The 11680-nt window shown below is 37.3% G+C and carries 13 protein-coding genes; 11 read left to right on the forward strand and 2 right to left on the reverse strand.

What is annotated here, in order from left to right; translation table 11 throughout:
* Window positions 1–24 precede the first annotated feature (24 nt).
* The 7 genes from GQ45_RS02755 to GQ45_RS02785 all read left to right on the forward strand — a co-directional run bounded on the left by GQ45_RS02755 (window position 25) and on the right by GQ45_RS02785 (window position 5986).
* The gene (locus tag GQ45_RS02755) at window positions 25–1143 is read left to right on the forward strand and encodes an NAD(P)/FAD-dependent oxidoreductase (protein ID WP_047414897.1); all 1119 of its coding nucleotides are present in this window, start codon (window positions 25–27) and stop codon (window positions 1141–1143) included.
* A complete protein-coding gene (locus tag GQ45_RS02760) occupies window positions 1137–1865 on the forward strand; it encodes a methyltransferase domain-containing protein (protein WP_047414899.1) in 729 nt (242 codons plus the stop codon). The genes GQ45_RS02755 and GQ45_RS02760 overlap by 7 nt, the downstream gene beginning before the upstream one ends.
* On the forward strand, window positions 1862–2917 hold the full coding sequence (locus GQ45_RS02765) for a type III polyketide synthase (RefSeq protein ID WP_047414900.1): 1056 nt from the start codon (window positions 1862–1864) through the stop codon (window positions 2915–2917). The genes GQ45_RS02760 and GQ45_RS02765 overlap by 4 nt, the downstream gene beginning before the upstream one ends.
* A 187-nt stretch (window positions 2918–3104) precedes the next feature.
* Window positions 3105–3884: an SDR family oxidoreductase gene (locus GQ45_RS02770; RefSeq protein ID WP_047414902.1), complete on the forward strand. Its 780-nt coding sequence runs from the start codon at window positions 3105–3107 to the stop codon at window positions 3882–3884.
* Between the two features lies 1 nt (window position 3885).
* Entirely contained in the window at window positions 3886–4338 is a 453-nt protein-coding gene (locus GQ45_RS02775) for a 3-hydroxyacyl-ACP dehydratase FabZ family protein (protein ID WP_047414903.1), read from the forward strand.
* Window positions 4331–5605 (forward strand): beta-ketoacyl synthase, encoded by a 1275-nt coding sequence (locus GQ45_RS02780; protein ID WP_047414905.1) that lies wholly within the window; start codon window positions 4331–4333, stop codon window positions 5603–5605. Before GQ45_RS02775 ends, GQ45_RS02780 begins: the two co-directional genes overlap by 8 nt.
* 123 nt (window positions 5606–5728) lie before the next feature.
* Entirely contained in the window at window positions 5729–5986 is a 258-nt protein-coding gene (locus GQ45_RS02785) for a phosphopantetheine-binding protein (RefSeq protein ID WP_047419953.1), read from the forward strand.
* Here the strand turns inward: GQ45_RS02785 and GQ45_RS02790 are convergent, their stop codons facing one another.
* Window positions 5987–6955: a TerC family protein gene (locus GQ45_RS02790; protein WP_047414907.1), complete on the reverse strand. Its 969-nt coding sequence runs from the start codon at window positions 6953–6955 to the stop codon at window positions 5987–5989.
* Window positions 6956–7139: 184 nt separating this feature from the next.
* On the opposite strand from GQ45_RS02790, the gene GQ45_RS02795 reads away from it, so the two are divergent.
* Window positions 7140–9026 (forward strand): CocE/NonD family hydrolase, encoded by a 1887-nt coding sequence (locus GQ45_RS02795; protein WP_047414909.1) that lies wholly within the window; start codon window positions 7140–7142, stop codon window positions 9024–9026.
* Between the two features lie 103 nt (window positions 9027–9129).
* Here the strand turns inward: GQ45_RS02795 and hpf are convergent, their stop codons facing one another.
* Window positions 9130–9435, reverse strand: coding sequence for a ribosome hibernation-promoting factor, HPF/YfiA family (gene hpf, locus GQ45_RS02800; RefSeq protein ID WP_047414911.1), 306 nt, complete (start codon window positions 9433–9435; stop codon window positions 9130–9132).
* A 171-nt stretch (window positions 9436–9606) separates the two neighbouring features.
* Between hpf and GQ45_RS02805 the strand changes: the two genes are divergently transcribed.
* The 3 genes from GQ45_RS02805 (at window position 9607) to GQ45_RS02815 (ending at window position 11128) form a co-directional block, all read left to right on the forward strand.
* Window positions 9607–9951 carry a hypothetical protein gene (locus GQ45_RS02805; protein WP_156125335.1) on the forward strand — a complete coding sequence of 115 codons (345 nt, stop codon included), beginning with the start codon at window positions 9607–9609 and terminating at the stop codon, window positions 9949–9951.
* Window positions 9952–9992: 41 nt separating this feature from the next.
* Window positions 9993–10541, forward strand: a complete 549-nt coding sequence (locus GQ45_RS02810; protein WP_047414915.1) for a DUF4251 domain-containing protein — start codon at window positions 9993–9995, stop codon at window positions 10539–10541.
* A 122-nt stretch (window positions 10542–10663) separates the two neighbouring features.
* Window positions 10664–11128, forward strand: coding sequence for a nucleoside deaminase (locus GQ45_RS02815; RefSeq protein ID WP_047414917.1), 465 nt, complete (start codon window positions 10664–10666; stop codon window positions 11126–11128).
* Window positions 11129–11680: the final 552 nt, after the last annotated feature.

An 11680-nucleotide genomic window follows, 5' to 3' on the forward strand; every position in this document is an offset into this window, starting at 1 on the left:
TTCAAGGGATAACAATGTTTTAAAATGATGTATGACACAGGTATTATTGGTGGTGGATTAGCCGGACTCACCGCTGCCATTCATTTAACGCAGAAAAATAAACGTGTTATCGTTTTTGAAAAACAGGCCTATCCACATCACAAAGTTTGTGGAGAGTATGTTTCCAACGAAATTATTCCTTATTTAAAGCGTCTAGATATCGCTATTGAAAACGCCGTTAACATCGACACCTTACACTTTTCAACCCAAAAAGGAAATGCTATCGCCACAAAACTGCCTTTAGGCGGATTTGGCATCAGTCGTTTTACTTTGGATGAAATCCTCTATAAAAAAGCAGTGGATTTAAAGGTCACTTTTGTTTTTGAAGCGGTTAGGTCTGTCGTATTTAAAGAAGATAGCTTTGAAATTGAGACCGATTCCGGCCGCTTGGTTTATGCTAAAACAGCGATCGGTGCTTACGGAAAACGATCTAATTTAGATAAAAAGCTACAACGTAATTTTATGGCAAAAAAGTCGTCATGGCTAGGCGTAAAAGCGCATTACCAGCATCCAAATTTTCAGGATAATGTGGTAGCACTTCATAATTTTAAAGGAGGTTATGGGGGTTTATCTAAAACCGAAACTGGGGCCGTTAATTTCTGTTATTTAGTTCATTATGAAACTTTTAAAGAGCTTAAGGATATTGAAAGGTTTAATCATTCGATAGTTTCAGAAAATCCATTTTTAAAAAATTTCTTGACAGAAGCTACGCCAATGTTTGAACAACCGTTGAGCATCGCTCAAATATCATTTGAAAAAAAACAAGCCGTCACCAATCATGTATTGATGTGTGGGGATACTGCAGGTTTAATTCATCCACTTTGCGGCAATGGTATGGCTATGGCCATCCATAGTGCAAAAATAGCTAGTGAATTACTGTGTTCGTATTTTGAGGATCCCACCATGGATCGTGATGCCTTAGAATTAGCCTATAAAAAACAATGGAAGAATGCCTTTGGTTATCGCTTATGGATCGGCAGAAAACTACAATGGATTTTACTCCATGATACCCTTGCCAACCTTGTCATGGGGATTGTTTCTAAATCACCCAACCTACTGCGTTTTTTAATTAAACAAACCCATGGAAAACCGATAAAATGCTAAGAGATCTTTCCAAAAGAAGTTACCAGCCAGAATTAATGGATAGTTTTGATGAGCCCATTGCTTCCTTAAAAGCCGTTTTTCAAGATATTAATCGTGTAAATCAACTTTTAGGCGGTAATGCCATTACCATTAATGCTTTAAAAAAGATACTTCAAGACCACCCACAAGAACAATACACTATTGTAGATATGGGCTGCGGCGATGGGAATATGCTTCGTGAAGTTGCTGCTTATTTTAGAAGCCAAAAGATCAAAGGAAACTTTATTGGCATCGATTTAAATACAAACGCCCTACACATTGCGCAAGAAATGTCAAAAGATTTTCCAGAAATTAGGTATTTAAATCAAGACATTTTAAAAATTGACAGCCATACTTTTCACTGTGATATTTTAATAAATACCCTCACCATGCATCATTTTACAGATGAACAAGTGCTGGTATTTTTAAAAAAGTTTACCCAACTTGCTCGGTATGCCGTCGTTATCAATGATTTACAAAGAAGTCGGCTAGCGTACTATCTTTTTCACTTCTTTAGTAGTATTTTTATCAAAACAAAAATTGCAAAAATTGATGGTTTAATTTCTATCCGTAGGGCTTTTATTAAAAAAGAACTACAGGGCTATTCCGAAAAAATACAGGGTACCACCCATACCATAGCTTGGAAATGGGCCTTTAGATACGTTTGGATTTTAAAACCGAATCTCATAAAAGAAAATGCATGAATGACGTAAAAATTGTAACCGTTGCCAAACAACTGCCTGAATACAGTCGTGAAACAGCAGCTATTTTACCCCTAGTCGAATTTTGGCTTCAGAATCAAGACGAGCGATTTCGACGAAAAGTATTAAAAATATTTGAAGGTGCTGCTGTAGATAAGCGATTTAGTATTATGAAACCCGAAGAAGTTTTTACGGCAAGCTCTTTCGAGGAAAAGAACGCCATTTATGCGCGCGAAGTTAAAAAGTTAGGCGTTCAGGTTTTAAAAAATGCCCTGAAAAAATCGAATTGGAAGGCAGACTCTATAGATTACATCATCACGGTGAGTTGTACAGGAATCATGATTCCGTCTTTAGATGCCTACATCATTAATGACTTAGATTTACGAGAGGATATTGTTAGGCTTCCTGTAACAGAGATGGGTTGTGCCGCAGGTGTATCGGGCATCATCTACGCAAAGAATTTTTTAAAAGCGAATCCCAACAAAAGGGCTGCCGTGATTGCAGTCGAGAGTCCCACTGCCACCTTCCAGTTAGAGGATTACTCCATGGCAAATATGGTAAGTGCTGCCATTTTCGGTGATGGTGCTGCCTGTGTATTATTATCTTCCGAAGAAGATGCAACGGGCCCTAAAATCATTGGTGAGGGCATGTATCATTTTAAAGACGCTACTCAAATGATGGGTTTCGATTTAACTAATGAAGGACTAAAAATGATTTTAGATCCTGCCGTACCTGCTACGATAGCGGAGCATTTTCCAAAAATTATACACCCTTTTTTAGCAAAACACCACAGCAGTATTGAAAAAGTGGAGCATTTAATTTTTCATCCAGGCGGACGCAAAATTGTACAAACCGTAGAAGAGCTGTTTGGCGCTTTAGGAAAAAACATCGATGATACCCGAGAGGTACTTCGCTTGTACGGCAATATGAGTAGTGTTACGGTGCTATATGTATTAGAGCGATTTTTAGATAGAAATCTTGAAAAAGGTGCGCAAGGGATCATGTTAAGTTTTGGACCTGGTTTTTCTGCGCAGCGGGTTTTATTAGAATGGTAGTTTTTTTAATGTTAAAATTGTTTGCCATGAATAATAGGAATAGGCAAACCTCATAAGTATTTGATTTAAAAATTTATAAATTTGGTGTTTTTGAACTTGAACTCTCGCACTGAGCAAAGTCGTAGTGTAAACTTGAACTAAATATTGGTATTCATTCTTAATACTTTGTACACAATACGTAAATAACATGTTAAAAAATAAATGGACTTTAATTCTTGGGGGTAGTAGTGGTTTAGGCTTAGCTACTGCTAAGAAATTAGCGCAACATCAATTTAATTGCATCCTTATTCATCGCGATCGGCGCAGTGAATTAGCTGAGATTGATAAAGCCTTTGAAGCCATAAAAGAAAACGGAGTTCTTTTAAAAAGTTACAATATAGATGCGACCAATGCCGTGAAAAGAGCTGAAATTATTAACGATATTAAAACATGGATGGGTACCGATAAGATTGATGTTTTAGTACATAGTATTGCCAAAGGAAACCTAAAACCAATGTTTTCAACTACTGAAAAAACATTAGCGCATCAAGATTTTCAATTGACCTTAGAAGCTATGGCGATCAGTGTGTACGATTGGACGAACAGCTTAGTGCAGCAAAATTTATTAGCAGAGGATACGCGGATTATTGCGTTTACAAGCGAAGGAAATACGAAAGCAATTCCGAATTATGCCGCTGTATCAGCTGCAAAAGTCGCCCTAGAAGCGATTATAAGAAACATGGCTTTAGAATTTGCTCCTATCGGAATAAAAGCCAATTGCATTCAAGCCGGAGTAACAGAAACGGCGTCTTTTAAAATGATTCCTGGAAGTGAGCTCATCAAGGAAAATGCCATAAAAAGAAATCCGAATAAACGATTAACGCAACCCGAAGATATTGCCAATGTAGTGTATTTGCTTACTAGAGACGAAGCCAAATGGATTACAGGAACTATTGTAAAAGTAGATGGGGGTGAAAGTTTACGCTAATATGAAGTATCTACATATCCTACAACATTTGCCCTATTCTAGTCCGTTTTTATTTGTAGACCAACTACGTCATGTAGATGAAAATAGCGTTGAAGGTTCTTATACTTTTCTTAAAGATGCCGACTATTACAAAGGCCATTTTAAAAATTACCCGGTAACACCTGGGGTTTTGTTAACAGAATGTTGTGCTCAAATTGGTTTGGTTTGCTTGGGAATACACTTACTTATTTCAAGTAATACTTTAGATAATACAAAAATTAAAATTGCCTTAACAAGCTCAGAAATGGAATTCTATTTACCTGTTTTTCCCAATGAGGAAGTCCGAGTGATTTCAGAGAAAAAATATTTCCGTTTTCAAAAATTAAAATGCTTCGTCAAGATGTATAACGCCGAGCATAAGTTAGTATGCAAAGGTACGATATCAGGTATGTTTAAAGCTACAGAAAATGAATAATCGCGTTGTGATAACCGGATTGGGTATTTGCGCTCCAAATGGGGTAGATATTGCTAGTTTTACTCATGCGTTGAAAAACGGAATCAGTGGCATTCGCTTTCATGAAAACTTGGCAGCTTTAGAATTCGGCTGTCAAATAGGAGGGGAGCCTGCAATTACCAAAGAATTATTAGCACACTATTTTACACCCTTACAATTGCGTGGACTGAAGGCTACAGGCATTATGTATGGCGTTATTGCCGGTGTTGATGCTTGGAAAGATGCGCAGTTACCTATAGAAAATAAAGCACAACCCGCATGGGAAAACGGAATTATATTTGGTACCGGAATTTTAGGGGTAGATCAGTTTCGGGAGGCTATACATTTAATTGATGCCAAAAATACACGCCGACTAGGAAGTACCTCGGTGATGCAAACCATGGCGAGCGGTATAAGCGCTTATTTGGGGGGTATCTTAGGCTGTGGAAATCAAGTGACGACAAATTCTTCGGCCTGCACTACAGGTACTGAAGGTATTTTAATGGCTTATGAGCGCATTAAACACGGAAAAGCTACCAGAATATTAACCGGTAGCTGTAGTGACAGTGGTCCGTATGTATGGGGTGGTTTTGATGCCATGCGCATTTTACCGAGGGCCTATAATGACAATCCCACGCAGGCAAGCAGGCCTATGAGTGCATCTGCTTGTGGCTTTGTACCGGGAAGTGGAGCTGGAGCTCTGGTCTTAGAATCTTTGCAAAGTGCTTTAGACAGAGGAGCTACCATTTATGCCGAAGTACTGGGCGGTGCTATAAATAGTGGAGGTCAACGTGGTGAAGGTACCATGACAGCACCTAATAGTGAAGCTGTGCAACGTTGCATTACCGAGGCCGTCGCAGATGCGCAAATTACCAAAAATGATATTGATGTGGTCAACGGACATTTAACGGCCACGAGTAAAGACGGATTAGAAATTGAGAATTGGAGTAAAGCTTTGGAACGCGAACAGCTTGATTTTCCTTATATGAATTCATTTAAAGGAACAGTCGGACATTGTTTAGCAGCAGCAGGGAGTATTGAAGCGGTAGCCAGTATTCTTCAATTTAAAGAAGGGCTTGTTTTTAAAAATACGAATTGTGACGATTTAAACCCTGAAATTGAGGCTATCGTGCATCCTACGAAAATACCGAGAGAAACTATAGCCTACCAACCCAATATCATTGCAAAAGCAAGTTTTGGTTTTGGTGATGTAAATGCTTGCGTTATTTTTAAGCGGTTTGAGTCCTAATGTCGAAAGTCGAAAGAAAAATTGATAGGTAGAGGCTCGTAAATTTGATGAAATTTACCCGGTACTCATCAGATTGCTTCGCTTTGCAAGCAATTAGTGTTAATTAAAAAATGGAATAAAAAAATGAATACAGAAGAACGTTACCAAAAATTAAAGGCTATCGTAAAAATATACCTACCAGAAGATGTTTCCGTAGATGACATAAGCATCGAAAGTCATTTTATCAATGAATTAAATATCAATTCTGCCAATCTCGTCGACATTGTTTTAGATGTTGAAGACGCTTTTGATATTATGCTTGAAAATGCCGATATGGACCAAATGCAAACGGTTAAGGATGCCTTAGAGATTATTGATACAAAATTAAAAGCTAAGCTTTAATTATTCTTCCGTGGTATTCTTAGGTTCAGTTTCTTCTTTTTCTTTAATGAGTACCGAAGCCAATACACCTCCTAATAAGGATGCTGCAATTACGGTCAAGGACAGCCATTCTGGTATTTCAATTTGATGTGAAAATAACATTTTTAAACCTACGTAGGCCAATATCACCACAAGGCTATAATTGATAAAACGGAATTTCTGTAACATTCTTGAAATCAGGAAATACATAGATCGCAGGCCTAGAATTGCAAAGATATTAGAGGTAAAAACAATAAAGGGGTCTGCGGTAATGGCTAAAATAGCGGGAATACTGTCTAAAGCGAATAAAATATCGGTCAACTCAATCACGACTAAAGCTACAAAAAGTGGTGTAGCCGCATTTAATCCCATCCGTTTTACAAAAAAATCATGTCCGTTTAATTGAGAGGTGATCGGATATATTTTTTTTATTTGTCTAAAGACAAAAGAATTTTTAGGATCAAACTCGTGATCATCACCCTTAAGCATTTTAAAAGCGGTATATAAAAGAAAAACACCGAAAACATAAATAATCCAATCAAAACGGGTAATTAATGCCACGCCAAAAAATATCATTAATGCACGGAATACAATAGCTCCCAAAATTCCCCAAAATAAAACCCGGTGTTGGTAAATAGGCGGAATTTTAAAGGTCGAAAATATAACAGCGATCACAAACACATTGTCAATGCTCAAGGATAATTCGATTAAGTATCCCGTAATATATTTTAAAACAGCACTGTCAGGAGTTAAGCCAGTTGAATTAGCTATAAGACCTTCCGTAAACAACCAATAAATAACACCACTAAAACTCAAAGCAACCGTAACCCAGACTGCCGTCCAGATGCCCGCTTCCTTCGATTTAATGATATGATCTTCTTTATTAAAAACGCCTAGGTCTAGCGCTAGAAAAAAAATAATAAGAGCCAAAAATAATATCCAAACGATCATAAGCTACTTTTTAAAGATGTAAATGTACTCATCATTTCAGAATCCATAATAATCAAATGCCATTATTTTTTTAAAACCTAATCTTCCCTCATTCCCGCCATTATTTAAATAAAATAAGTAGGCTTCAGGATAATTTTAGTACATTTAAAATCAATACATCAATACACCTTAAAACAAAAACCAGATGAAAAACAAAACATCACTCTTACTAGTGCTACTTATCTTTTTAGGGAGCCTAGGAACTACACTAAATGCACAATCGGAGATTTTAAAAAAGCTAGAAGAAATAGCTGTTGTTGATCAAAAAGTAATGATGCCGATGCGCGACGGTGTGCGATTGGCAACCGATATTTATCGTCCTAAAACAGGAGGTCCAGTACCTATTATTTTTTCGAGAACGCCGTATAATTTTAATACTTGGCAAAACGGTAAGGAAAGTACAAGAACCTTAGAAACAGCCTATAAAATGGTAGAAAAGGGCTATGCCTATGTGGTTCAAAATGAGCGTGGTCGTTATTTTTCAGAAGGGGAGTGGGATATCCTGGGAACGCCACTCACCGATGGCTATGACGCCTTTACCTGGATGAAAGAACAAAGTTGGTCTAATGGAAAAATAGGTACCTTAGGCTGCTCTTCAACCGCAGAATGGCAAATGGCAGTGGCTGCCCTTGATCACCCCTCGCATGCCGCTATGGTACCACAAGGTTTTGGTGCCGGGGTGGGCACCGTAGGTAAGTTTCAAGAACAAGGAAATTGGTACCGAGGAGGAGCAGAGCAACTCTTATTTTTCTCTTGGCTGTACGGGGTAGAACACGATAAATTTAAACCGCGAATTCCTGCTGGAGCAACCCAAGAAGATTTAATCCGAATTTCTAGATTTTATGACCTGGGTCCTGAAAATCCACCTGTAGATATGCTCGAGGCTTTATCGCATTTACCTATTCAAGATATTTTAAAAAACATCAACGGAAAAAAGGAAATTTTTGATAAAATGGTAACGCGCAAACCAAATGATCCTGCCTGGTTTGAAGGCGGACTCTATCATGATACCATGGATTTTAGCGTACCAAGTTTTTGGTTTGCTTCGTGGTATGACGTTTCTATTAGTCCTAATATCGCCTTATTCAATCATGTTCGTGAAAATGCGAAAGAAGCGATGATCCGCGATAATCAGTATTTAGTAATCGCTCCCACCTTACATTGTGCTTATACCAGAGCTACAGAAGATACGGTGGTAGGCGAGCGCAGTGTTGGTGACGCCCGTTTAAATTACGAAGAGCAAATTATGGCCTGGTTTGATTTATGGTTGAAAGATGCGTCTAACGATTTTAAGGAAAAAACACCCAGAGTACAATACTATACGATGGGGAGCAATACTTGGCAATCTTCAGAAGAATGGCCTCCAAAAAATGCTAAAATGACCAGCTATTATTTGTCTAGCGGTGGCAATGCCAATAGCTTAAACGGTGATGGAGTTTTAAGTACAAAACCACCTAAATCAGATATGCCTGACAGCTTTACCTATGATCCCATGAATCCTGTGATGTCGTACGGCGGTAATGTATGTTGCACGGGTAATGCTGTTCAAGGAGGTGCCTTTGATCAACAGCAAATGGAACAGAGAGAAGATATTTTGGTATATACCACGGCTCCCTTGAAAGAAGGAGTAGAAGTTTCAGGCTTTATAGAAACAAAGCTTTTTGTTTCATCGGATGTGAAAGACACGGATTTTACCATTAAATTAATTGATGTATACCCAGACGGTCGTGCCTATAATTTAGATGAAACCATACAACGAGTGCGCTATAGAGAAGGCTATGATAAAGAAGTGTTTATGGAAAAAGGTATGGTCTATGAGGTTAATTTAACCCCAATGTCTACTAGTAATTACTTTAAAGAAGGGCACAGCATTCGTATTGAAATATCGAGTAGTAACTTTCCAAGATTTGCAAGAAACCTCAATACGGGAGGTGATAATTACAATGAGAAAGAGGGTGTCATTGCCCATAATAAAATTCACCATAGTAAAAAGCAAGCCTCAGAAATACGCCTGCCAATTGTAAAAAAATAAAGCGAATTAAAACCAAGCGTACAACGCGCTTTCCATGTTCATCTAAAAAAAAGCCCAAACTGTGATTACAGCTTGGGCTTTTTTTTAGAGGTGAATACTAGTATTACTTAACTCTACTTAGCTTGTCTTTACGCTTTTTAAGCTGACGTTCTAAGTCATCAACAGATTGCATGATCGAGGCTTCAAAATTACCATTACTTGATTCTGCAAACAAACGAGGTCCAGGAATACTCAAGCGAATATTACAAATCATTCCCGTATCAGGGCTAGAGGTGTTTTCCGTTTTAAAAAATACATCAGCTCGGATAATGTTATCAAACTTATCAAAAAGCTTGCTCAACTTTTTACCGGTGAAAATTTCTAGACGTTCACTCGCTTTAACATCGTCGTACTCATAATTGATATTCATATATTATTATTTTAAAAAATGATACTTTGATTACTTCCTTAAAGTAGAAAATTAAATATACCACATTTTTTTGGGAATCTTGACATTAGAAAGCGTTAAATAGCATGTTAAATTACAGCGAGATTGAAGTAAAATTCGTACCTTAATGGGAGACTTTAAAACCTAATGGATATGGAACATACAGAACAAATTTCGGGACGTCAAAAACCATTACGAGAAAGCAACGCGTATCTTATTCAGTTAGAACGGTCTACGAACGATCTAATTCAGAGTACCATTCTGCTCAATAGTTATTGTTATGAACCAAAAACAAGAGAATTATTTGAGTTGAAAAGTGTACTTAAAGAAAAGTTTAAACAACTATTGCAGGGAAATAGTAGCCTTAAGCAACAGCTGCATCAAAAACAAACGGATGCTAACGAACTTAGGATGGGTATTAAAGCCCAAATTAAAAGGATAGAGCAACTGCATAAAGAGATTAAAGAATACTGCTGTTTAAGCCATAGCGATTCGTAATTTACGGTATAAATTTTGATACTTATTTAGAAAAAAAATCCATGAAAAACCTTTTTATAGCAAGCTTATTTTTACTTATCGCTTGTGGAAGCACCCAAAAGACAATAGCGCCAAGTGCTGAAAGTAGCGCTTTAGACCAATTACTAGCCATTAAAAACTTTAGCATTAGCGCTGACTGGGCGTACCCAAATGCTACAGCGAGTATGGCAGCCCTTTCGAATACAGGGATATTGGGTGTTGGAAATACGGCCAATGCTATTAATTTAATTGGAAATCCTAATTTTTTAAAAGTAGAAGGGGACAGCATCTCTGCCTTTTTGCCTTATTATGGAGAACGACAAATGGGCGGTGGGTATGGTTCAGATAATGGTATTGAGTTTAACGGAATTCCGGAAACCTATAGCCTTAAAAAAGACGAACAAAAGCAGCGCTACAGTATGGAATTTACCATCAGTGGTAATACTACCGAAGTCTTTAATGTGAATATAGATTTTTTTCCCAACACTACCGCGCAAATAAATATCTTCAGTTCACAGCGCAGAGGAATTCGATATCAAGGCAATGTAACTGCTCTTAAGAACGAAAAGTAGGGCTCATCTTTAAACATCCTCAAGAACTCAAAAAATAGTTATGAGCACTTTGTAGTAAACAGTACTCATGGTGAAAAGTTTTTTTTGACAATACTAGGATAAAAAATGCAAACTATTAAAATATGAAAGAAACAAACGAGTTTTATATGGAAAGAGCTATCGCATTGGCGGCTGAAGGTATGAATGCCGATGCAGGAAGACCTTTCGGTGCCGTGGTCGTAAAAGATGATGAAATCATTGCAGAAGCCTATAACCAAGTAACTACTATGAATGATCCCACAGCACACGCAGAAATTGTGGCGATGCGTAAAGCCTGCGAAAAGCTCAATAACTTTGAATTAAGAGATTGTATCATTTATACCTCATGTGAACCTTGCCCCATGTGTTTGGGAGCCATTTATTGGTCTCAAGCTAAAATGGTTTATTATGGGTGTAGCCGCAAAGACGCTGCTGCCTATAATTTTGACGATCAGTTTATCTATGACGAGCTAGATAGGGACATGAAAGACCGTAACATTCAATTTGTACAACTCGCTCAAAAGAAAGCGGTAAAAGTGTTTGAGGCTTGGGGACAACGAAATAGCTAAGTTACATGTTGTTGGTTGCTAGTTGTTGATTGATGTAAAAGTATAATACCAACAGGACCTTTTCAATAATTCTATTTTACATAATATAAATTATAGAACAAATGATAACAATTAGCGAATAGCGCCTTTGGGCGATATTTGATATAATATCAGATATAACAACACGTAAGTGTTTTATATCGGCAGATATTATGTCAAAGGTAATTATGGCTTCGTTAGAATAATCAGTGAATAATTATCCAACGCTTGCCAACGCCAAAATAAAAGCTAACCTTTTTGCTCTTATTATAAATCTCTTATTCGGTAAAATGCACGTAACAAAAAATTTTAGACGATTACTCACGTCTTTAATATTGTTTTAGACGAGTTCGTAAATGCGCTACATTTCTCGTGGATTGCCACAAGAGCATAAATTTTAATAAATCGACTTTTTAGGAGATTCACAAAAACATTTGAAGTTTCTGCAAATAAATAAAGATGTGAGTAAATATAAATTTCTAAGCACTTATTATATTTAGAACTTCAATTATACGTAATATTTATAAATGAAAT

The sequence above is a fragment of the Cellulophaga sp. Hel_I_12 genome (assembly GCF_000799565.1).
Lineage (GTDB): Bacteria > Bacteroidota > Bacteroidia > Flavobacteriales > Flavobacteriaceae > Cellulophaga.